Source organism: Microbulbifer maximicatervae (SeqCode) (assembly GCF_052467385.1).
Genome location: NZ_CP174311.1, coordinates 4289313 through 4312532, shown reverse-complemented (window position 1 = coordinate 4312532; position 23220 = coordinate 4289313). Strand labels below are relative to the sequence as shown.

General features: G+C 49.1%; 22 protein-coding genes. 6 read left to right on the top strand and 16 right to left on the bottom strand.

All coding sequences use genetic code 11. The annotated features are described in order from the left end of the window. Positions 1–73 precede the first annotated feature (73 nt). The 4 genes from ACJJIR_RS18425 to ACJJIR_RS18410 form a co-directional block, all read right to left on the bottom strand. A complete protein-coding gene (locus tag ACJJIR_RS18425; RefSeq protein WP_444906422.1) occupies positions 74–1630 on the bottom strand; it encodes a tetratricopeptide repeat protein in 1557 nt (518 codons plus the stop codon). A gap of 101 nt (positions 1631–1731) precedes the next feature. Continuing rightward, the gene (locus ACJJIR_RS18420; protein ID WP_444892784.1) at positions 1732–2952 is read right to left on the bottom strand and encodes a hypothetical protein; all 1221 of its coding nucleotides are present in this window, start codon (positions 2950–2952) and stop codon (positions 1732–1734) included. A 17-nt stretch (positions 2953–2969) separates the two neighbouring features. Further along, complete coding sequence (locus tag ACJJIR_RS18415; RefSeq protein ID WP_444906421.1) at positions 2970–3764, bottom strand: hypothetical protein; 795 nt, start codon at positions 3762–3764, stop codon at positions 2970–2972. 548 nt (positions 3765–4312) lie between these two features. Continuing rightward, positions 4313–5611: a hypothetical protein gene (locus ACJJIR_RS18410; RefSeq protein WP_413664377.1), complete on the bottom strand. Its 1299-nt coding sequence runs from the start codon at positions 5609–5611 to the stop codon at positions 4313–4315. 618 nt (positions 5612–6229) lie between these two features. Between ACJJIR_RS18410 and ACJJIR_RS18405 the strand changes: the two genes are divergently transcribed. The 3 genes from ACJJIR_RS18405 (at position 6230) to ACJJIR_RS18395 (ending at position 9344) form a co-directional block, all read left to right on the top strand. Next, positions 6230–7294, top strand: a complete 1065-nt coding sequence (locus tag ACJJIR_RS18405) for a branched-chain amino acid aminotransferase (RefSeq protein WP_444906420.1) — start codon at positions 6230–6232, stop codon at positions 7292–7294. 342 nt (positions 7295–7636) lie between these two features. Continuing rightward, complete coding sequence (locus ACJJIR_RS18400; RefSeq protein ID WP_444906419.1) at positions 7637–8239, top strand: Yip1 family protein; 603 nt, start codon at positions 7637–7639, stop codon at positions 8237–8239. Positions 8240–8315: 76 nt separating this feature from the next. After that, a complete protein-coding gene (locus tag ACJJIR_RS18395; RefSeq protein WP_444906418.1) occupies positions 8316–9344 on the top strand; it encodes an alpha/beta hydrolase in 1029 nt (342 codons plus the stop codon). Positions 9345–9346: 2 nt separating this feature from the next. Here the strand turns inward: ACJJIR_RS18395 and ACJJIR_RS18390 are convergent, their stop codons facing one another. Further along, positions 9347–9859: a hypothetical protein gene (locus tag ACJJIR_RS18390; protein WP_444906417.1), complete on the bottom strand. Its 513-nt coding sequence runs from the start codon at positions 9857–9859 to the stop codon at positions 9347–9349. Between the two features lie 219 nt (positions 9860–10078). Here ACJJIR_RS18390 and ACJJIR_RS18385 point away from each other — a divergent pair, with 219 nt between their 5' ends. Then, positions 10079–11374, top strand: coding sequence for a parallel beta-helix domain-containing protein (locus ACJJIR_RS18385; RefSeq protein ID WP_444906416.1), 1296 nt, complete (start codon positions 10079–10081; stop codon positions 11372–11374). Then, positions 11364–12524, top strand: coding sequence for an SO2930 family diheme c-type cytochrome (locus ACJJIR_RS18380; protein WP_444906415.1), 1161 nt, complete (start codon positions 11364–11366; stop codon positions 12522–12524). Before ACJJIR_RS18385 ends, ACJJIR_RS18380 begins: the two co-directional genes overlap by 11 nt. Before the next feature lie 101 nt (positions 12525–12625). Here ACJJIR_RS18380 and ACJJIR_RS18375 read toward each other — a convergent pair whose 3' ends face one another. The 7 genes from ACJJIR_RS18375 to rsxA form a co-directional block, all read right to left on the bottom strand. Continuing rightward, a complete protein-coding gene (locus tag ACJJIR_RS18375; RefSeq protein ID WP_282934272.1) occupies positions 12626–13333 on the bottom strand; it encodes a TetR/AcrR family transcriptional regulator in 708 nt (235 codons plus the stop codon). A 333-nt stretch (positions 13334–13666) separates the two neighbouring features. After that, on the bottom strand, positions 13667–14380 hold the full coding sequence (locus tag ACJJIR_RS18370; RefSeq protein ID WP_282934271.1) for an electron transport complex subunit E: 714 nt from the start codon (positions 14378–14380) through the stop codon (positions 13667–13669). Then, positions 14380–15084, bottom strand: coding sequence for an electron transport complex subunit RsxG (gene rsxG, locus ACJJIR_RS18365; protein ID WP_413664384.1), 705 nt, complete (start codon positions 15082–15084; stop codon positions 14380–14382). The genes ACJJIR_RS18370 and rsxG overlap by 1 nt, the downstream gene beginning before the upstream one ends. After that, entirely contained in the window at positions 15084–16136 is a 1053-nt protein-coding gene (locus ACJJIR_RS18360) for an RnfABCDGE type electron transport complex subunit D (RefSeq protein ID WP_444906414.1), read from the bottom strand. Before ACJJIR_RS18360 ends, rsxG begins: the two co-directional genes overlap by 1 nt. Further along, positions 16136–18187, bottom strand: coding sequence for an electron transport complex subunit RsxC (gene rsxC, locus ACJJIR_RS18355; RefSeq protein ID WP_444908434.1), 2052 nt, complete (start codon positions 18185–18187; stop codon positions 16136–16138). The genes ACJJIR_RS18360 and rsxC overlap by 1 nt, the downstream gene beginning before the upstream one ends. A gap of 71 nt (positions 18188–18258) precedes the next feature. Then, positions 18259–18873 carry an electron transport complex subunit RsxB gene (rsxB, locus tag ACJJIR_RS18350; protein ID WP_444895199.1) on the bottom strand — a complete coding sequence of 205 codons (615 nt, stop codon included), beginning with the start codon at positions 18871–18873 and terminating at the stop codon, positions 18259–18261. Between the two features lie 9 nt (positions 18874–18882). Further along, positions 18883–19458, bottom strand: a complete 576-nt coding sequence (rsxA, locus tag ACJJIR_RS18345) for an electron transport complex subunit RsxA (RefSeq protein ID WP_108731788.1) — start codon at positions 19456–19458, stop codon at positions 18883–18885. Positions 19459–19860: 402 nt separating this feature from the next. On the opposite strand from rsxA, the gene yghU reads away from it, so the two are divergent. Then, on the top strand, positions 19861–20739 hold the full coding sequence (gene yghU / locus ACJJIR_RS18340; protein WP_444895198.1) for a glutathione-dependent disulfide-bond oxidoreductase: 879 nt from the start codon (positions 19861–19863) through the stop codon (positions 20737–20739). Between the two features lie 125 nt (positions 20740–20864). Here yghU and ACJJIR_RS18335 read toward each other — a convergent pair whose 3' ends face one another. The 4 genes from ACJJIR_RS18335 to ACJJIR_RS18320 form a co-directional block, all read right to left on the bottom strand. Further along, entirely contained in the window at positions 20865–21107 is a 243-nt protein-coding gene (locus ACJJIR_RS18335) for a hypothetical protein (protein WP_413664387.1), read from the bottom strand. Next, positions 21085–21582 (bottom strand): hypothetical protein, encoded by a 498-nt coding sequence (locus tag ACJJIR_RS18330; protein WP_413664388.1) that lies wholly within the window; start codon positions 21580–21582, stop codon positions 21085–21087. Before ACJJIR_RS18330 ends, ACJJIR_RS18335 begins: the two co-directional genes overlap by 23 nt. A gap of 39 nt (positions 21583–21621) precedes the next feature. Next, positions 21622–21873 (bottom strand): hypothetical protein, encoded by a 252-nt coding sequence (locus ACJJIR_RS18325; protein WP_282934265.1) that lies wholly within the window; start codon positions 21871–21873, stop codon positions 21622–21624. A gap of 260 nt (positions 21874–22133) precedes the next feature. Beyond that, on the bottom strand, positions 22134–23081 hold the full coding sequence (locus ACJJIR_RS18320) for a D-2-hydroxyacid dehydrogenase (protein WP_282934264.1): 948 nt from the start codon (positions 23079–23081) through the stop codon (positions 22134–22136). Between the last annotated feature and the right edge of the window lie 139 nt (positions 23082–23220).

Here is a 23220-nt window from a genome sequence, read left to right as displayed (position 1 = left end):
TGTCTGTTGTCATCGCAGCTCATTACGGAAAATCTTATTTTTAGAGTTTATGCTGCTGTCTGGGTTCTCTCATTTAACTATTATTGGCACCGTTTATTCTTTCGGCACATTGGATAACAACTTCCGTTGTGGGTTTACCTGGTTTTACAACAAACTCTTGGCGAACGTCTCGGTAACCTTCTCTGGTACCAATGGCGATGTAGCGCCCAGGTTTCAGCGCGATTTCTCTCTGGTCAAAATTACCTAATTTCCCTACATGGTAAATGGTGACACTGGTGGTTCGATCCGACTTGAATTTAACCGGTAAGGGGATCAGGGCTTGTGTCAGGGCATTTTCAAGGTCTTCAATTTGTCTTTGTAGCCTTGGGGTTTTAGTATTGAGTTTGCGAGCGTCTGTTAGTACTTGTCGGGCAAAATAGTTCCTTTTACCTTCGCCAAGGGTTAATGGATCTTGAATTAAGTCTTTTAACTGGTCATCCAGCTTTGCTCTGGCAGCAGCTCTAGCCTTGCCTGTTATTGCGTCCACCAGGCTAGAGTCCTTCTTGATCAGGTCTGTATAACTTTTTAGAGCTCTGTGCCATTCTTCCTTGGTTTCTTCCATGCGGGCTTGTTGGAGGAGTTTTTCTATCTGCACTCTGTCAGCTTCATTTTGTGCTTGTGCTAAGCCGATATCGGGAGCTTTTGCTGTTGGCTTTAAGTTCTTTGCTCGATGAAAATAGGATTTTGCCGATTCAAATTTTTCTTCGGCAATTGCACCGTATCCAGATGACATCGCGCTTTGATAATCCCTTTCTGTAATTGCACCCTCAACCTTTGCCAATAGATCCTGAGCATCGGCTGTTTCTGAGTCGATCGCGAGAGATTTCTTGAGCTGTTCCTGAGCCAAATCCAATTTGGCCTGTTTAAATGCCTTTGTTCCTTGAGTTAAGTGCCACCAAGCGAGGGGGAGTTTGTCGGCTCGCTCAATACCCTTAATACCTCTGGGATGGTTATTGGATATGGTTAATACCATCTTGAAAGCATCGCTGGCGGAATCCTTATCCCCCTGACTCAGAGCTCGATTACCTTCACTAATATGCGTTTCAATACGCTCGGGAATACTATCTTTTAGGTACTCTAATGCCTGGAGTGATTCCCGGTATTTTTCGAGCGCTGCCATAAAATTGCGTTTGCGATAAATTTCATCAGCTTTTAGAGCCAAGTCTTCAGCAGAGTAGAATTCTTCAAAAGCCCATACTTCTACCTTTCGATCTTTGAGCTCTTCTTTGATTTCAAGAATTTCCTGGAGAACCTTTTGAACCTCCCTGCGCTGCTGCATTATTTCTGCATCGCTATAAGGAGATTTTTGGTTGCTCTCCACAGGTGCGCTGTTTCCAGCTTGTACGGAGACAATTGTATCGGCTGAACGCTTTGGTGGTTTTACAACTTGAGGAAGCCCCCAAAATACACCGACCAGTGCGCTTACCATTATCACCCCAAGAACGGCGGGCCAGTAGGACCTTTGCTCCCGTTGATGAATAGCGTTGGCAGTCGTTGACTTAGGGGATTTAGAGCTTTCCTCTCCGCCGAATGTGAATTCTGCGGGCTCTATATGAACTGTATCTTCCTTGGAGTTATCGCGGTGCTGCATAGTGATTCCGCCGTGTTATTCAATGACCCAGTGAAGATGTTGGGTATTCAGTAATAACTAATCACAATGATTAGCGTGCTTTTGGGTACCTCTAACGTGATTTAAATGCTGTTACTGACTGCGCCAGTTTCGGCTTCATAGATTTCCTTTAGAATTTCCCGCCATTGCCGATACTGATTTTCTACAGTACCTGTGAGGGTAATAGTGCGATCTTCCAGCTCAACAATTTGCGGTTCTACCTCTGCCTCGATGGAGTCTCCTAATTCCTGCAGAGCTTCCAAATGCATCTTGGCATCGGATTTTCGGTCAAATGCACTTTTAACAAGATAGCCCCCGGCACCGATCCCAACCTGCCCAGCTGCCTGGGCGCTTCCAGTACCAGCGCCAGCAGCCGCAATACCTCCAATAATGGCTGCTGCTCCCATAATTGTGTGATTGCGGGCTTTGCGCTTTAACTCTCGCATCTCCCTTACTTCTTCATAGCTGCGGGCTCGCCATTCCTGATAGGGAACTTCCATACTTTTGGCGAAGGTGCCGTAGTACTCCTGCAGAGTGTCGACAAACAGATAATCTCTTTCCCGTATTTTTCTTACCCTCTGTAACATGGGGTCATTCTCTGCGGGTAAAGCACTTAAAAAATAGACACCCTCAGCACTTTGAGTTAAATAGCGATTGAATGCCTGGGGAGAAAAATCCCGTGCAAACCGCATCTCAGAAATTGTGCGCAGCTCTACGATTTGCTGATTTGAAAGCTTTTGTCGGTAATTCAGCATATCGTTAGCAATACGGTTATAGATTCCCTGAAAAGCATCTCCTTCAGTAGGGTGCTTTCGGTCGTAGGCATAGTGGGATGCGTTCTCTGAATACTGCTTGGTAAACCACAACTGCCCCCGGGAATCGGATACGGTGATTTCCACCGTCAGCTTTTCTCCATCAGATTGCAAAATACGCCCGGATACGGTCACATCAATATTGGTGCGGCTCGATGGAATAACCCTTACAGCTCCCCACCCCAGGCTGGACTGCAATGAATCGGCAAGGGTGACAGCCATATAGCGGGATTCAGCTTGACGAAGCTCGGGAAAAACAAGCTCATCTTCATCTGCTTGTGCTGTATCGAGACCTGGATTGAATTGAATAACGCCGACATCCAGCAGTCTCTCTTCGGGAACATTGTTATCTTCGATTGTTAGCGGAGTAAATGCGGTAGTTCTGACTTCGGTAGTGGTACAACCATTGATAACAACAAGAGTTAGAAAAAATGCTGCGACTCTTGTTATGAACTGATACTTAACCGGTCGGGTTTTTTGGTTGGTCGACATATCGGCGTTCTCCAAGACTACTGCGTTGCACTTTTATACTTGCGATACTCTTCCCAAAGCTTTTCGCGCAATTCGGGGTCAGTCTCGCGTGTGGCAGCTTCACGAATCTGTCGAGCTACGACGTCATCATCTGTACCACTGGGTATATCGGCGGGCACAACTGCCTGTGAACCACCGTGATTAAAATCACCTTTACGTCCAGAGGCGGGCAGTCCGGGACCGGTTATTTGTCCACTGGAGTTATTATTTTTGGGGCCGTTACCTGATGTTGGGCCTGCATTGGGGGGAGGTGGAATTTCGGCTTCTGCAGATTGAATTAAGTCTTCTAGGGATTCCCCTGCTGGTGGTGCCTCATCCATCGCCTCTTCTTTATTTTCATCGGAGGCTGACCCCGGTCTGTTTCTTACAAAGTCACGCTCCCGCAAAATCATGCCGTCATAGCTGACCATAGTGGATTCAAACTGGCCCTCAAGTTCTGCAACGCGATCTGCCGATGAAGTGGGAGCTTCATTGGGGGCACTGCCGGAACGTGGCGAACCACCGCCGGGTTGCCCAGAAGCTGAACTGCTGGCAGGCGCGCCGCTGGCCGCTGAGCTACTACTGGATGAGCTGCTGCTAGAAGCTGAGCTACTACTAGATGATGCGCTGGAAGACGAGGATGATTGCTCCTCCTCAGAAAAATCAATTTCTTCGGGAGGCGTTCCATCTTCACCAGACGAAGGATCAGTAGGTTTCTCTCCATTTTGGCTGGTTTGTTCGGGATCCGTATAAATTGGTGACGATGGATCATTTGAACCGTTTGGGTCCGGCATTTGATCCCCAGGTGAACTTTGATCCCTCGACTCTGATCCGCGACTTCCACTACTGGAGGACTGGTTCTGTTCTGATCTCGCTGTAGGCATATTCGCACTGGGCTGGCTGGAAGAGCTGCTACTAGGCTGCCCACTGCTCGAAGCCGTTGATTGGCCAGATCTTTGCGAACTACTGCTGCTACTAGATTGCGATTGCGATTGCGATTGTGATTGCGATGCAGAACTGGAAGATGAACTGGAGGATGGTAGAGATGGCATTGCTGGTGGCTGTGACTGAGTTTGTTGGCTCTTGCACCCACCGGTTAAGATCGCCGCCAAAGCAATTGGTACCAGTACATTTGACAAACAGCTGTGGCGGTGAATTTTTTCTACCGCTGCTCGAGGTGTCATCTCTTTCTCTCCTAGACTGTTTGCCGGTGTGACCGCGTGAGACACATGAAGTGTTTTTCCGGTACTAGCAAATGCTCAATGTGGAACTTTAAAAATAGTTGTTATTTGATTATTTGCGTAGATTCCACATCGAGCTGGTGTCAGTGGTGATAGGTTTCTCAGTCGAATATAAAGCGTTGCACAATTCCGCGGGTTTCCACCGCCTCTCCATCTTCAAACCTTGGTCTGAATTTAGCGCGTTTTAGAATGTTTCTAACTTTTGAGCGGATCTTCACTTTATCTGAAGGGTAAGCCCTGAGTATTTTTATATTCCTCGCCTTGCCAAAAGCCGTGACATCATAGGAGACCGTAATCCGGGAATTGGCTAGGGCTTTGCTGTCCGACTCCAAAACGGGGAGTGCGGGTAAAGCCACAGGTCGTCCAAATATGTCCTCAATTTCATCGTTAGAGGCACCGTTATCCCAAAGTGCCTTGTAGGCCTCGCCGTAGGTTTGGCGTGCGGAGTGCCACTTGTTAAACATCATGTACCAGTCGCCGAGTTCAACTTTGGCTTTGGCTGAGGCTGCCGGGGGGGACTTGGGGTTTCTTTGGTAGACATCAACGATACGGGTAATGGCTTTTTTCCCGGTGTTAAAACTCTTCATCCGGTAGTGATCTAATTTGGTTCGCTGATGTGAGTCGGGGCCACTACCACCAAAGCTGGCGTTAACAAAAACTGGAGAGTTGGGTTCACCCTTATAGGTGGCCAGATAATAGTTAGTTGCTTTTAATCCGCGCAGGGCATCAACAAGGCGAAGGTCGGTGGAACCAAAGTTTTTTGTAATAATATCTACCGCCAAACTGTAAAGATTGGTTGCACTAATTAGATGCTCAAATAGCGTGTCCCCTTTTTCCTCCACATAAGCCTGTAAATGCCAACGACTCAAGTTGTTGATTACTGGCAGCATACGGGGGTCTTTTTCGCCGTAATTTTTCTGGTAGAGCCAGTAGAGGTACTGCTGGTTGTCGTTAGCTTCTTCCCACTGATTGAGCGCTATTTGACTCTCGATCAAGCGCTTGATCATAGGGATTTGGCTTAGTGAATAGAGCCCCTCATTGACTCTGCTAATCAGCATTGCACGACGAAATTCAGTGACAGCCTGCTCATGATCGCCAGCTTTCTGTAATGCGGTGGCCAGCCCCAAAAGCTGTTCATCAATACCGGCGCCATAAGCACCATATTGGGCTTCGAGCTCCTCTATACGTTCACGGTAATTTTCTACAGCCTCGGAGGGCCTTAGCTGTCGAGGTGTTTTCTTGAGTGGTTTCGAGGCGGCTTCAATAAAGGCTTTTGGAGGTGCATTAGTTTGGACTGCCACAGGTGCGCCATCGTCGGCCAGGGCGCCATTACACAGCAGTGCTGTGGCTGTAAACATCAAGCCGATAGCAAAGGAATTGCTGGTATCTATCTGTGTCACGATTGAACCACTTCCGTTTCATATTTGGCTTCACCGAATACCAAACAGCTGAGGTTGGAACCTGCACCTGTCAGTTTTCGGGTCTTATTTCCGCTCGCCCACTGCAACAGCGAATACGGCGGAAGTTCTCTCCTGAATGTGGTTCTCTCGACCCTGAGCGCATTGAGGGGGTATCCTCAAGCTCACAGTGACGGCGCGACTGGATGCTTATAAGTGCCTGCCTGGCCGCGTATTAGTCAGTATAGCTAGCACTATGTGCCAAGAAGGAAGCTGCGGCGGGTACTTCAGCCACTTAATGCCCATTGCGCCAGCATGCCTGTGACCACCCTTTTGGTTTAGCAGTTGGGAGTGCAAATTAGGGGTGAGGGACTGTAAGTAGATGCCAAAAATTTGTTGATTACGTCCGATATCGCGACTTGGCAGCGAAGTGTAGCGAGTGGCTTGGTTGGCGCTGGTGCCACATCAGGATGGTGGAAGCTAAATAGGTGGATCATCGTCCTAACAAGTATGCTGAATTTGGGGTTAGATTGCTGCTGTTGCTGTATCAGAGGTTGATCTATTTGGATTGCAGCGTAACAAGCGCCATAATCAGCTGATTCGAATTCAGAGGAGAGCTCAGTGAGTATCTATATCGATCCAGAGATCGCGGTAAGCCTTCGGGGCTATGAAGCACCCGAGAAGCTGGGCTTTGGAACCGCCATGGCCCCAGTAATGTTTCGCGCCATTTGGCAGGATGGTTGCTGGAGTAGTGGAGAGTTGATCCCCTATGCGCCTCTGACCGTCGACCCTGCTGCTAAGGTACTTCACTACGCGCAGTCATGCTTTGAAGGAATGAAGGCCTATCGAACTTCCGAGGGGGGAGCTGCACTGTTCAGGCCCGAAATGAATGCTGCACGAATGGCATATTCAGCGAAGCGCTTATGTATGCCTCCGGTTCCTGAGTCCCTGTTCCTGGATGGCGTTCGTGTTGTGACTGCTTACTGCGCTGGCCTGCTCCCGAGCAACAGCGGTGAGTCCCTGTACCTGCGTCCTTTCCTAATGGGAACCCAGCCGGACCTAACGGTTTCAGCCAGTAATGCCTATGAATTTTATGTAATAGCTAGTCCCTCGGAAGCCTACCATTCCGGCAATATGCGTTTGTGGGTTGAGAGAGAAGATGCTCGAGCTGCAGTAGGGGGAACTGGGGATGCCAAAGTTGGCGGAAATTATGCCAGTTCTCTACTTAGTATCGGCCGCCTTAAAGAGCGAGGTTATGATCAGTCACTTTGGTTGAGCCCCTCTAATCGGCAGAGTATCGATGAGCTGTCAGGGATGAATTTTTTTGCGGTCATTGATGGCACTATATATACCCCAGCGTTGAACGGCTCAATTCTCGAGGGCATCACACGATATTCTCTGATCCAGCTTGCGGAGGGATTGGGGTACAAGGTTGTTGAGCGGGCGATCCCGATTGATGAGCTGTTAGAGCAGATAGCTTCTGGAGACTGTAGCGAAGCTTTTGCTTGTGGTACTGCTGCAATAATCAGTCCTATCAGCGTAATCGGTGATGGCGATAGGGAGTACGAACTAGCCGATGCCCCAGGTCCTGTTGCAGAGCGTTTGCGACAAGCACTGCTGGATATTCAGGAGGGGCGTTCTGAGGATGCTTACGGGTGGATGCACTCTGTTGAGCCTGTAGTTTAAGTACTAAATCTTCGTGCCCGGGCAGTTTCCAAGGCTGCCTGGGTCTAGTAACCAGCTTTTCCCCACCATAAATCCTGCTTTATCCTTCGCGGGTTTTTTTGTAGCAGTATTTTCTATTTACTTGTTTCCAAGCGAAACGCTCGCGTAAACATTCCCGCCAATTTAATTGAGCTTGTTGACTTGTGCGACCTTAACACCTAAAAGTGAAGGGGTTAAATAAGAAATAAATTGGAGCTTGAGAGTGGCCTGATTGCGGTACACCTCATTTTGACAAGCAGTTCCAAGATCAATTTGAGCTAATAGGTCTCGCTTATAGTTCCTTGCACAGTCGAGGATAACGAGATGTTGACCCATATGCTTGGCCTTATGCTGCAACCACGTAGACAGTGGCAGCTTATTGGCAGTCTCTCTGAACGTAATCTGCGTAGACAGGTTCCTTATGTCATCGTTCTGGCATTACTTCCTGCAGCTGCGTGGTATTTTGGCACGACACAAGTTGGCTGGACGATTGGCACTGGTACTCCGGTGAGAATTACGGGCCAAAGTGCTTTGGAATTGGTCGCCGTATTTTATTGCACAATGGTTTTGGCTGTTACTGCTATTGGTTATTTCATCCATTGGATGGCCAAGACTTACGGAGCTGAAACTCACCCCCTTAAAGGTGTTGTTGTTGCGGGTTTCACTGCCACGCCTATTTTTATTGTAGGTATTGCAGGGATTTACCCTGTGTTGTGGTTGGACATACTGCTCGCAACTCTGGCGGTTGCTTACGCCGTCTATCTGCTTTATTTGGGAATTCCTATTGTGATGGGTGTTTCTGAAGAGCGTGGCTTCCTTTTTGCCAGTGCAATTATTACGGTGTCACTCGTCATGGCAGTCATTATTATGGTTGCTACAGTTCTATTCTGGAGTTATGTATCCGCACCGGTCTTTTACTCCTCTTGAGTAGTTTGGGCTCGTAGCTATCACTAGATGAAATGTCGTTTCAGGCATTTTCGCCAGGAGATTTAGGGCTGTTGTTGTGGTGGGGATACAAGCTATCGACGTCGTACCCGGTGAAGGGGCTCATATTCACGGGTACGGCGAAGTCTCTTCTATCCTGGCTGTAACGACAATGCGTAAAGTAAATGACCGCCTTTCGGGGTTTCTCGAAGAATTCAACAGCTCTATGAAAGAGCTCTACTCGAAGGGCTTTGAGTTCAACCCCATCAATGTTCGGGAATCGACCACAAAGTTTATAGATAAGTATGTGACCGATATTCCAGATGTTGCCTCGGTACAAGATGGCATTATCTATGCCTCTGGATATGACGTACCTGTAAGAGTCTTTGTCCCCTATCCCGATGAAGTTCTACCTGTTCTTGTCTATTTTCATGGCGGTGGTCATGTAGCTGGAAACGTTTATTCATTTGACCCGATTTGCAGAAAGATTGCCCGGGAGACTCGACATATTGTTGTTGCGCCTGAGTACCGGTTGGCCCCTGAGAATCGCTATCCGAGCGCAGTAACAGATTGCTATGCCGCAGTTGTTGGGGTTTGGGCGGCACTGGATAGATTGGGCTTATATTATCAACCGAGTTTGTCGGTTGCTGGGGACTCTGCAGGTGGCGCTCTGGCCGCCACAATGTCTCACCTGGCTCAATTTGACTACAGCGTTAAGATTAAAAAGCAGGTTTTAATTTATCCGGTTCTCGATTACACCATGCATTTACGGTCCCATGAAGAGAATGCGGTAGGCTATTTTTTAGAGGCACGAAAATCAATTTGGTACTTGGGGCAATATTTTGCTGAGGGGCAGTGTAGAAAAAAAGCATCCCCTCTTTTTATGGATTTTACGGCAGCTCTTCCTGAAACCTTAGTTTTTACCGTGGAGTTTTGCCCGCACCGGGATACTGGGGATATTTACTACCGGAAAGTGGAAGAGGTGGGTGTTAGGTCTGAAAATGTTCATTTTTCCGATATGATTCATCCATTTTTGATTCTTGAAGACTTAGTGAAAGGGGAGTGCGCAAAAGTTTATGCCGGCATGAATAGTTTCCTGAATGACTAAACTTACGGTTTTCCTTTTGTAATTGAGTACTGGTAAGATAATTTATACCCGTTATCAAACTCTAGTATTTCTTCTGAATTTATTGATCTTTCGATCACTATCTCCGCTATTGATTTAATAACTTGTTTAGGTTCTGCGTCCATGCAATGTATGCTCATGGAGTTAATGGCCATGTCAGCGCTAATTACCCGGTGTTCAACAACCTGAATGAGCAGCTGCTTATCACTTTGGTAGAGCTTGAAACCAGGCCCCTCCGTCATCCATTTTTTGTACTTTGTAGCGCCCCACGGGCCTTTGCACTTTATTGCTTGATATTGAGTTGATGATATTTTGATATAGATAGGCTCGCTTCCTTTGATATCTGTACTTTTATCGATAGGTTGTTCTGTGTAGAGGTTTGATCCATTAGGAGCAGAGATCTGTATCGCTATCATTTCGGCAGCAGCGTCAAGTGAGCAGAATATGTAAATAAGAAAACACAAAAACTGATTTTTTTTGATTGAAGTACTGGCCATCTTGATTTCAATAAGTGGTTTTTGTTTTTGGGAGTATGGCGCTTAAATGAATTTCTAGGGTTGTCTTCTGTATTAATAATAGCGCCTTGATAACGAGGTGTTGGTTGGATAGTATCAAAGTGTGTATTTAGTCCTGTTTTCATCTTTAAATTGGTACATGAGTACCAATTTGAGGTTTGAGTAGCTCAATTGACAATAATTTATATAAAAGGTGTGGCTATGAAGACTTTAGCGTATATGGGAGTAATTCTGGCTTTAATAGTATCCGTTGGATGTTCTGAACGGCCTGAATCCAGAGTTGAGGACAGTTCCAGTAAGGTTGATTTTCAAAAGCAACTATTAAAAAAACTGATATCTGCAAAGACCGGGGATGTTATTACTATTCCTGAGGGTAAATTCCATATTAATCGTAGTTTATCCCTGAATATTGATGGGGTAACGCTACGTGGAGCTGGCATGGATAAATCTGTCCTCTCCTTTGAGGGGCAAATTCAGGGTGCTGAGGGGATATTAGTTAATGCCAGTAACTTTACTATTGAGGGGTTGGCTATTGAGGATACCATAGGCGATGCCCTGAAAATTAATGAGGGCAAAAACATTATCATCAGGGATGTTCGTGTTGAATGGACCAATGGCCCGTCTACCCAAAATGGTGCCTATGGTATTTATCCTGTACAGACTGAAAATACTTTAATCGATGGTGTGGTAGCTATTGGTGCTTCAGATGCAGGAATTTATGTCGGTCAGTCGCGGAATGTTATTGTTCGCAATAGCCGTGCAGAATTTAATGTGGCGGGTATTGAGGTAGAGAATACGATCGGTGCAGATGTTTACAACAATATTGCTGTGAATAATACTGGGGGAATTCTTGTTTTTAATATGCCTAATCTTCCGCAGCCAGGGCACAGTACACGTATCTACAATAACCAGATAAAGAATAATAATACTGGAAATTTTGGTCATGAGGGCACGCCGGTTGCTGCCGTGCCAGCAGGATCTGGGGTGGTTATTAACTCGAATGATCGGGTGGAGATTTTTGAAAATGATATTTCTGATAATGATACTGCTAACATATTGATCAGCAGCTATTTTACGGCTGGATACTATAGTGATAAGTCTACGCAAGCTGATTTTGACCCATACCCAGAGGGGATCTATATCTATGCCAATAACTTTTCTGGCGGTGGTACATCGCCAGATCATCTTAAGTTAAAAGCTCTGAAGTTAGCTATGTTTGGAATATCAGGTACATTGCCGGATATTCTTTGGGATGGGGTTGTTGATCAAAGTAAACTGGTGGATGGTCAATTAGCTGAGGCATTAAAGTTATGTATTGATAACGAACCTGCAGGAATTCTCAACATAGATTTTGGAAATGAGTATAAGAATATATCCACGGATATAGCACCTCATCAGTGTCATTTGGAAAAGCTTGCCAAAGTAGTTTTAGACTTTGATTCAAAGCTGGAAAATGAAGACCATTTGGCAGTGATAGAGGTAGCTAATGAAGAATAACAATCAAATAAGTAGGAAGCTTATCTATTCTATTTGGAGCCTTGTATTACTGATTGGCCTTGTGGGATGTGATTCATACAAAAAGGATGTTCATTTATTCCCGGCAGAAGAGGTGCCCGAAAATCTCAGTGCATGGAATTTATTGAGACTGGAGAAAGGTGTGCTCTTCCCTGCGGAAAGAGCATTACCCTACGATTTAAATACGGGTTTATTTACCGATTATGCTCATAAGTTCAGAACCATCTGGCTGCCTAAGGGGGCGTTTGTAACCTACGGAGAAGAACAGTTTAATTACCCTGTCGGAACTATCTTAAGCAAGACATTTTACTATCCACAGGAGAGTAGTGGTGTAGTTCGCCGTACCGATGACTTCTCTGCGGATTATGTTGAGGGGCGCTTTGGGCAGGCACTTGATTTAAATCGAGTCCGTCTCGTTGAGACGCGGCTTTTAATCCGCAGGAAGGAAAATTGGCAGGCGCTGCCCTATGTCTGGAATAAAGAGCAGACTGAGGCAACTCTTGAGATTGCTGGAGATGTGAAAAATTTTCAGTTGGTTGGCCTGAACGGACAACAGGAAAACCTTAGTTATGTAGTACCTGACGCCAATCAATGTGCTGGTTGCCATGCAGAAAAGTTTACTGCAAAAGCCATTTCTCCTCTCGGCCCAAAAGCTCGACATCTGAATAAAGACTATCCCTACGGTAGCGGAGTAGAGAATCAATTGCTGTTTTGGAAGAAGGCCGGCTATTTACGTGGGCTGCCTGATCTGAAAAGTTTGCCGAGAAATGCCAATATTTACGATGCGACTGTGTCGCTCGAGGATCGCGCCAGGGCTTATTTGGATATCAATTGTGGCCACTGTCACAATCCCACTGGGCCGGCAGATACCTCAGGGCTTATGTTGCATCATGGCGAAACTGATTGGCGCAAACTTGGGCTATGTAAACCGCCTATTGCTGCGGGTACAGGCAGTGGAGGGCATTTATTTGCAATAGTACCGGGAGAGCCTGAAAATTCTATTTTGAATTTTCGTGTAGAGTCTACCGCGCCTGGGGCCATGATGCCTGAATTAGGTAGAAGCATGGTGCATACAGAGGGCGTTGAATTACTAAAGCAGTGGGTAAGCTCCCTACCGGGAAGCTGCACTTAATCTTTATTGGAAGCTATCTGGAAAGAGCTATATGAAGAGGAGTTGGGTATGGAGGGGACAACTCCATACCCGTTTCCTGGAGACGAGTAATTCAGAAAGATTCAGCCGTATGCTGCAGTTTCAGCAACAACTGTTGCAGCTGGAATTAATCCGTTGATCATCAAGGTGACGGTGCGTTCCAACAGCGGTGAGTCGATAGCAATAGCACCGCTCAAAATTTCATACTCAAGGTTCAGGATCGTACCGTGAGCAATTTGTGCAGCCGCTTCAGAATCAGCCAGACCCAGTAATTGGAAGAATTCCTTAATCATTGACTCTCTGGCGTGATTGGCCATCCGCACCGCGCGGGTCAGCTGCTCATTGCGAAGCGCTTCATTGCGGAATGCCAGTTCAACCAATCTGCGATCCCGGTCTTCAGCCTGGGTGCGGACATGAGTAAGAATAAAACGGGTCAATTGTTGAATCAGCAGTTTACGACTGCTATGTGACGCCCGTTCTTGTGCGGATAAATTCCGTGCCGCACTAAAACTCTCTTCATGCAGTTGGCGTGTAGCCTCGAGTCCCTGCTCAACAAAATAAGTAAATGAATCGCTGATCAGGTCATTCAGGTCTTTGAAATAATAAGTAGTAGCCGCGAGAGGAACGTTAGCTTCGCGGGCGACTGCACGGTGCCTGATGCCGCGGATACCTTCTTTAACGATCAGTCTCAGGGTGGCCTCTAGAATCGCCTTGCGCCGCAGACGGCTATCTGCGCGTTGGGCCCGGCGGCCGTGGTAGACCAATTCAGACTTTCCAGTGTCTACAGTCATAGCATTATCCCTGTCTTATTGCGTTGGCGCCGATAGCAAGGTGAAGCTGGTCGGCCGTGCCATTCTAGCCAAACAAAATTAAAAAAAGGGAATAATGCTATTACATTCGATTACACGAATATTGCACTGGTACAGCGCAATAAATGTAAAAAAGTGGGGATTTGATGATGTATCTCATCATACTGAAAAAGTGAAAGATGAAAAATCCGCAAGATACAGATTAGTGAGGGGGTTCACATTTTGGCTTTTGGTGAAAAAATTAAGTTCTGCAATCGATTGGCAGGATAAATAGCCATTCAATTGCAGAATTAAATTGGTTAGCTGCTGCTTATCTTAAGAGATTTTTCCGGTAACACGTACGCGCTTTGAGCCTGGAATGATCTTAACTTTCTGGCTTTTATGTCTTTCAATACCGATATCAATGGCGTTTTTTGCTGCGATCAATAAGCCGGCGACAAGGAATGCACCGGGAGGAAGCACGGCAACAAGAACGCCTGGATAGTCACTGCCAAAAATGGAAATACCCCAATCTTTTGCCATTGAACCAAATAACAAGTCCATATCTGAAAATAGCGTGCCTTGGCCAAGAATTTCTCTGACTGCGCCAATGGCGATGAGTACTGCAGTGAAACCTATACCCATCATAAATCCATCTGCCAAGGACGGAAGCACGGGGTTTTTACTGGCAAAAGCATCTGCTCGCCCGAGGATCGCACAGTTGGTTACGATTAGCGGGATAAAAATACCTAGCACCAAGTAAAGCTCGTAGGTATAAGCCTTCATCAATAGCTCAACGCAGGTAACGAAGGTGGCGATGATCATAACGGAGGCTGGTAAACGGACAGTATCCGGAATTTGTCGTCGGATTAGGGAGACCGCAAGGTTGGAGCAGGTGAGAACTCCGGTAGTGGCCAAACCGAGGCCGATGCCGTTCACTACGGAACCGGTGACCGCCAGCAGGGGACAGAGGCCAAGCAATTGCACCAGCGCGGGGTTATTTTTCCACAGCCCATTTTGGGCGATTTCTGTGTAGCCGGGAGTTGCCATCAGTTCTGCTCCTCAACCGCCGCAGGTACTTGTTCCGAGTCGATTTCAGAGTTCTCAATCTCTACCGCTCGCTTGGACATTGGCGCATTAAATATTTGTTCGTGGTGCTGGGCTACAAACTCAAGCACCTGGTGCACTTCATTGACAACAGCGCGAGGAGTAATTGTTGCGCCAGTAAATTCATCAAAAACGCCGCCATCCTTTTGTACCTTCCAATCGGCTGAGGGCGGATTTTTTAGTGACAGGCCGTCAAACTGGAGCACCCAGTTACTTTTTTTCAGCTCGACTTTATCGCCCAGCCCCGGAGTTTCTGTGTGGCTTGTTACCCTGACGCCAGCAATAGTGCCATCGCGATTCACACCAACGAGTATTTTTATCGGGCCGGAATATCCATCCGGTGTGACTGCGGGCACAATGACTGCGGAGACTTTTCCGTCCTCTTCCCGCGCGAGATTGATATCTCCACCTTGTTGCAGGCCTAGCTGATTCCAGTAAGGTTTTGGAATTGGATAGGTGTCTACCAACATGTCATTACTGTGGCGTTCCAATGGAATAATTTCCAGTAGCGCTTTCGCCGAAGCTTCCCGGATAGCTCTCTCAATCGGTTCTTTAGTCGTAATTTGGGTCACTGCGAGTGTACCTGCAGTGACCAGGGCGATAAGAGTGAGAACGGCGGCATTGGAGGCCATTGACTGTTTAAGCATCAGCTCTCCTCCAGGTCGGTAGCGCGGCGGGAGCCCTTGTGGCCATAGGTCCGTGGAAGCGTGTAGTTATCAATGGTTGGTGTTGCAAAGTTCATCAGCAATACAGCAAAAGCCACCGCATCGGGGTAAGTGCCCCAGGCCCGGATTACATAAGTGAGCAGCCCCACACCGGCCCCAAAAATCAGGCGGCCCCGGTTACTGGTGGCACCGCTGACAGGGTCGGTAATAATAAAGAAGGCCCCAAACATGGTGGCCCCAGAAAATAAATGCAGTACGGGGGATCCCTCTGACAAGGAACTGCCGCTGTCGTAGAAAAACAGGGAAATCAGAGTGAGGGTGGCGAGCATGGCAACCGGTGCATGCCAGGTAATAATGCCGCGAAATAGTAAGAACAGCCCACCTAATAGGAATCCGAAGCTGACGGTTTCCCAACCGACTCCAGCAAATGTGCCTTTATTGAGGACCGGCTCCATTTCATAGAGCTGGGAGAGAAGCACTGACTCGTTTAACCGCACGATTTCCAGCGGTGTAGCGCGGGTAAAACCATCGACATTGTAGGTACCGATTACCAGAGAGAAGGCCTCTTCCAGGCTAGGTGTCCCGCCGATAACCTCTGCAGCTCCCACCCAGCGGGTCATATCTACCGGGAAACTAATCAGCAGGACAACATAGCCCACCATTGCGGGGTTAAATGGGTTGTACCCCATACCGCCATAAAGATGCTTGGCCAGGACAATAGCCACCGCAGTGCCCACTATCGGCAGCCACCAGGCACAGTAGGCTGGAAGCGCGATACCGAGCAGCAGTGCAGTTACAAAAGCACTGCAATCCCGCAGATAGAATGCTGCCGGCCTGCCGCGTAATCTCATTACCGCTGCTTCACACAGAAGCGCTGTGATTGTGCACAGGGCAATATTGATCAGTACTCCGATACCGAAATAAATCACCATCGCCAGCACACCGGGTATGGTGGCCGCGGCGACTTGTAGCATGACTTTAGTGGTGTCATTGCCGGAGCGGGCGTGAGGGGAGGTGGCGCGCATCAGAGACATTATTGCTTTCCGTCCTGTGCTGCTTTGTGTTCGCGCATTTTGTCTTCCAGTTTCTTTTGTAGCTTCTCCAAGGCGCTTTCGAATGCGCCCAGATTAGCATCATCTTCATCCCGAGCCTTTTGCAGGCGAGTCTCAGCTTTGGCGACGCGCTTGCGCAGTGCCTCGATATCTGCAGCAAGTCTGTCGGCGTCACTCATCTGGGCCCGCGCCTCTGCGGAGGCACGGGCTTTGGTAATTGCCCGCACAGCTGCATTGGTTTCTTCCTGGTTGGGCTCCCGGGCGGTATCCCTATCGGCGCGTCGTTCGGCAAGGGTCAACTTGTGTTGTGCTTCCTGCAATTTCACTTCAGCAGCTTTGAGTTGCGCTGCCAATTGGTCGCGCTGGCTCTCATCGGCAGCTTCCAGTTTATTGCGCATGCGTTCCACCCGGCTCTCGGCACTGGAGAAAGTACGCTGGGCGCGGGCTAAAAGCTGCTTAGGATCCTCCTGGCGGGACTTAACTCGCGCCAGGGCGGCGGCGACAACATCTGCTTCCTGCTTCTCAGCTTTGGCAGTCGGAGATTCAGGGTTTTGTTCCCTTTGCTGGCGAGCTTGTTCAGCGGCTTTGCGCCGGGCTTCGCGTTTCGCTTCTTTCTCTTTTTCAGCTTTTTCAAGGCGCAACTTGCGGAATTCGAAACGATCGCGTGCGCGATCGGACTTCTCTTTTTCCGCTTCAGCAGTGCGAATTGCACCTTTGGCAGCGCGATAGTACTGAACCAGGGGAATCATACTGGGGCAGACGTAAGAGCAGGCACCGCACTCGATACAGTCAAACAGGTTGTAGGCCTGTAGCTTCTCCCGTTCGTCGGCGCGGGCATACCAATAGAGTTGTTGCGGCAGCAGGGAAGCCGGGCATGCCTCTGCGCAAAAACCGCAGCGAATACAAGCTTGGGCCACCGGTGCTGGCGGTAGCTCCTCACGGGTCGGTACGAGCAGGCAGTTGGTGGTTTTCACAATCGGAGCGCGTTGATCGTCAATCGTATAACCCATCATCGGACCGCCGATGATCACCTTTTGCATCAGGCCGCGATGGATACCGTGATATTTGAGGATATGTTCTATGGGAGTGCCGATAGGTACATCGATATTGCGCTGCTGCTCCAGCGCTTTGCCGACAACAGTCGTCACTCGGCTGATCAGGGGTTCGCCAAACCGAATCGCGCGATATACCGCGCGAGCAGTGCCGACATTCTGGCATACAATCCCCACATTGGCCGGTAGCCCTTTGTTGGGCACTTCTCGGCCGGTAAGGATTTGAATCAGCTGTTTTTCGCCGCCGGACGGATACTTTGTGGGGAATACCACGATATCGAAACGGGTGCCTTCGACAGCTTTGCGCATCGCGCGGATAGCTTTGGGCTTATTGTCTTCAATACCAATCAATACCCGTTCGGGCTGGTCGAGGATATGGGCAAGAATTTCCACGCCGGCGATAATTTCGTCGGCACGCTCCCGCATAAGCATATCGTCGGCAGTGATATAGGGTTCACACTCTGTGCCATTGATAATCAAAGTATCAATTTCGGCGCCGCCGTGAGGGTCTAGCTTCACAGCGGTTGGAAACCCGGCACCGCCCATGCCGGCAATACCGCAGTCGCGGATCTTGTCCAGAAGCTCTATCGGTGAAATCTGGAGGTAATCTTCGCAGGGGGTGAGTTCGCACCAGGCATCGTCGCCGTCTGTGCGAATGACAATGCAGTCCTCCAGCAGACCTGAAGGGTGGGGAACTGGATAGGGTTCAATAGCCATAACCCTGCCGGAGCTGGGAGCATGCACTGGACAGCTAATGAAACCGTCGGCTTCGGCAATCTTTTGCCCCTTTAATACCTTATCACCGAGGTTCACCAGCGGTATGGCGGTGGTACCGGAGTGCTGTAGCAGTGGTACGATCAAGTCCTCGGCGAGGGGGATCACTCCTATAGGCTCACCGGTACTCTGGTGTTTGTTCTCGGGAGGGTGCACTCCGCCGGGGAAGTCGTTGGGGCGCAGCTCGCGCGCTTTTTCACTGGCAATCAGTTGTGCCTCGCGGGCTGCGCGTCTCTCCTGAACGGCCTCTCTTTGTTTGGTCTTGCTATCTACGGGGTTCAAACCGCGCCTCCCCCGGTATGTTCTTGAATAGTGCGGCGATCGCTGGCAATTAGCACCGAGCTATCGCTGGGTTTGTGTGGATGCCAATCCTGTAAAGCGGTTTCCAGGGGAACCATATCGATACAGTCAACGGGGCAGGGCTCGACACAAAGGTCGCATCCTGTGCACTCGTCGGTGATCACCGTGTGCATATATTTGGCGGCGCCCGCAATGGCATCTACCGGGCAGGCCTGAATACATTTGGTGCAACCGATGCACTCTGCCTCGCGGATAAATGCCACTTTTTTTACATCTTCAACGCCGTGCTCGGCGTCCAGTGGCATGGGCTCTATATCCAGCAGATTGGCCAACTCATTGATAGTGGCCTGCCCGCCGGGGGGGCACTTGTTGATGGTATCGCCGTGCACTATCGCTTCTGCGTAGGGGCGACAGCCGGGGTAGCCACACTGGCCACATTGAGTCTGTGGCAACAGGGCATCGACCTGCTCAACGAGTGGGTCACCCTCCACCCGGAAGCGAACGGCGGCGAAACCCAGCAGGGCACCGAATACCAATGCCATGCCACCGAGCACCAGCAGGGGAGAAGAAATTTGTGAAATCCAGTCCAGCATTTCGAAATCCTATACCAGACCGCTAAAGCCCATAAATGCCAGTGACATCAGTCCGGCAGTGACCATTCCGATTGCGGCGCCGCGAAATGGCAGCGGGACATCGGCGGCAAAAAGGCGCTCGCGCATCGAGGAAAACAAGATTAACACCAGGGAGAAACCCACTGCTGCGCCAAATCCGTAAAGAGTGGACTGTATAAAAGTGTGCGCTTTCATAGTGTTCTGCAGAGCGACACCCAACACGGCACAGTTGGTAGTGATCAGCGGTAGAAAAACGCCTAGCACTTTGTACATCAAGGGGCTGGTCTTCTGGATAAACATCTGCGTGAACTGTACGACAACAGCAATCACCAGAATAAATGAGATGGTGCGAAGATCTTCAATACCAAAAGGGGCCAACAGATAGGTGTTGACCAGGTATGAACAAATAGAGGCCAAAGTAAGTACAAAGGTGGTAGCGCCGGCCATACCCACAGCGGTCTCCAGTTTATTGGAAACTCCCATAAACGGGCACAGGCCGAGAAACTGCACTAACACATAATTATTGACCAAGATGGTGCTGAGCAGAATGACGGCAAATTCGGTCATAACAGGTCCGGTTAAAGCCCGAGGGCGGAGTGGCGCGAACAGCGGCAATGGCGTCGGCAGGGTTAAGGTGAGACTAGCACCTTCCTTGTGATCACCGTCGAATGCCGCGCAGGGCGGCTATTATGGTTGAGTCGCTTGGGGGCTTCAACTCGTGAGGAGGGTGGCAGGGGAAAAGGGCCGACAAAGGGACACCTTTGGATCAAAAGGCCTCCACTTGGAGTAAAGGTGGAGGCCTTTGTGGATACTATTTGCAGTACCTTTGTCAATTTGAAACGATAGGTACAAGATGGGTAACCCAGTTTGGTACTTGGTGTTAAGCGTGGGGTAGAGGCAATACAGTATATTGACCCGGCATGCGTGTTTTTGCTTGAGAGCAACCTTAAATTCAGTTGGAGCAGTTTAATGTCGAACGAAACCTACACTCCCCCCAAGGTTTGGCAGTGGGATAAGGAAAGCGGGGGCGCTTTTGCCAGTATCAATCGGCCGGTAGCGGGTGCGACCCATGATAAAGCGCTGCCGCAGGGGCAGCACCCGATGCAGCTCTATTCTTTGGCCACGCCGAACGGGGTTAAAGCGACGGTGATGTTAGAAGAGTTATTGGAACTTGGGTTTGAGGGAGCCGAATACGATGCCCATTTAGTCCGTATCACTGAAGGAGAGCAGTTTGGCAGTGGTTTTGTAGAGGCAAACCCAAATTCCAAGATTCCGGTCTTAGTGGATCACAGCACTACGCCACCAATCCGGGTATTTGAAAGTGGCTCCATACTGCTTTACCTGGCGGAAAAGTTTAATGTCCTCTTGCCTCATACGCCCGAGCAGCGCACCGAGGCTTTGAATTGGCTCTTCTGGCAGATGGGCTCGGCCCCTTACCTGGGGGGAGGCTTTGGACACTTTTATGCCTATGCACCGGAAAAATATGAATACCCGATCAACCGATTTGCTATGGAAGTAAAGCGCCAGTTGGACGTATTGGACCAACAGCTGGCAAAGCATCCGTATGTGGCGGGAAGGACTTATACCATCGCCGATATTGCGATCTGGCCCTGGTATGGGGCTCTGGTGCGTAATGAAGCTTATAGTGCGGCGGAATTTCTCGATACCCAGAGTTATAAAAATCTCAATCGTTGGGTGGGGGAAATTGCAGAGCGGCCAGCAGTAAAGCGCGGACGAATGGTCAATCGAACCTGGGGTGAGCCTAGCGAACAACTACATGAGCGCCACAGCGCTGGTGATTTTGACAATAACACCCAAGATAAAGTGACCGATAAGGATGTTGATTAATACAGGGTATTAATAGGTAAGGCTGGCACAAGGATGTGCCAGTATCTATTTTCTATGGTTATTTTCCGGTGCCCCTCTTTTTAAAAGTGGCCGTTAATTAATATTTATATAAAGAGTAGCGTCGGCTAAAAAGCCCTCATAGACAGCATAAACTGAACCACCTGTGAGGTGCGGGGCAATTGCCACAATTTTTCCGCCGCGAAGCCGGCGATTAAAGCCAGACCTAAAACCAGTGGCAGGGGAATTCCCTGTAAACGCTGCTGAACATCTTGCTGTTGCTGATTTACGATTGCCAATACACTGAGCCGCTGTCGCTCCGTATCCCGGCTGCATTGTTCGATCTGTTTATTTAAAGACTTCAGTGACATCGTTTAAAGCCTCTTTAACTTGTCGCTTGGTCTCTTCAAAACCCAGTAGGGGCACCAGCTTCTTTTGATAAACGATAGCTCCCGCCAAAATAGCGACCTGGATAAGAATAAATACCAGAAATGCCAAATAAATAGACTGGGAAAAATAGTAGGCAATCAGCCCAACGCCTCCACAGAGACTGACGATGAGGGCCGCACTTAGAGGCAGTAACATCAGTTGCAGGGCAACAATACGCTTGCCGGCTGCAATCGTTCTATCCAACTCCAACTGGAATAGCTTTTGAATATTAGCCAACCAGGCAGTCAGTAGGGTCAGTGTTGCCTCGGCGCGAGCAAGGGTAGCTTCAAGGCTATTTTCACCTTCTCCATCAGAGTCTTTCCCTGAGGGAGAAGGTGAAGACTGACCCGGGCTGCGCTCCTGCGCAGCGGAATCGGCATTCTCGCCAGACGCTTGGGACTTTTTTTCATTGCCCATCAGGGGGTGTCCTTACCAGTCGAAAAAAAGAGAGAAGCGTTACTTAAAGAGCTTCGCAATTGCCCAGCCAACAACGAATGCACAGCCAACAGCGAGAATGGGGCGCTCCCGAAGTGAGGACTCCGCTTTTTCCATTACATCGGTGGCACGTTGTCTCTGGGACTCTACAGAGGTCCGGGCCCTCTCTTTCAAGCTGCCAGCAGCTTGTGAAGCGGCCTCTCCAGCAAGATTATAGGCCTGTTGCAGCTTCTCCCTACTGGAGTTCGTATGTGGAGATCTTGCGGTTGCCATCAGGTTTCTCCTCTCGGGGTTTAATTGCCGAGGAAGTCTATAGTCCCGCGTGGTAATTCCCACTTGAAAAAGGGGTTTTTTTCACGCGATTTTTGCAGGAAAAAGTCCCTGTCTCTGCTACTGATCTTGGACTATGGCTGGCAGCTGTTCGGGCCCGGTCGTAGTTTCAAACGGCAAAAGCCGGCCTGAGTTCACCGAGGGGATTAGTCCTCGGACCGGCAGATGCCTGAGATGGCTTGGGTTAGATAAAAGCGAGTTGTTTATGGATGGCTGGTACTCTCACTTTTCCAGGTTTCAATATTCTCTACGACCCCGTTGAGTAGGCGCTGGCGTGATTCACGGCTGATCCAGGCGTTGTGGGGGGTGATAATCAAATTGGGGATATCTCTGTCCAATAGTGGGTGACTGGCGGGTGGGGGCTCCTGGCTGAGGACATCCAGCGCCGCCCCCCCAAGGTGTCCACTGCGCAAAGCATCCGCCAGTGCCTGTTCATTGACCAGCCCTCCCCGAGCCGTATTGACCAGGAGTGCGCCGGGTTTCATCGCGGCGATGAATTGCTCGTCTACCAGCTGATCGGTTTCTTCTGTGAGCGGGCAGTGCAGGCTGATGACATCGGACTCTGCACACAATTGTTGCAGTGGCGTCCTGCCTTCAGCGGGTGTGCCGCTAAATGATTCAGCCACCAGTACCCGCATGTCCAGGGCTTCCCCCAGTTTTGCCACCTTCTGCCCGAGGGCACCAAAGCCAATGATACCGAGTGTTTTTCCTGCGAGTTCAACCACTGGGTGATCGAGCAGGCAAAAAATTGTAGATTGGCTCCAGCGTCCGGCAAAAACATCGTTGTGATAGCGGTGCCACTTGGAAGCAAGAGCCAGGATCAGGGCAAGAGTGTGCTGTGGTACAGAAGCCCCCGCATAACCTTTAACGTTGTACACCGGAATATTTAATTCCTGTGCGGCGGCGAGATCGATGTTATTTGTACCGGTTGCACAAACACAAATCATTTTTAATTTGCTGGCCTGCTCCAATAATGTGCGGCTTATTATGACTTTATTGGTTATTACCACCTCGGCCTCGGCGATTCGCTCCGCGACTTTTTCGGCGGGAGTCGTTTCATAGAAGTCCCACTGGTCTAGACTATTTGTTAGGGCCGAGGTATCCAGCTCCTCAAGCTTCATTGTCAAAGTGTCCAGAAATACGCCGCGCATGACATCTCCTCGATAGATTTGCAGTGTGGTGGACATGCTACGGCAGTGAAGAAGGAATGCAAAACTTTGCTGGCCAGCGGCCTTAACTGCGCATATTCGTGGCTACGGTTGGTTTGTCGGGGCCTTTCTGTCGCAATTG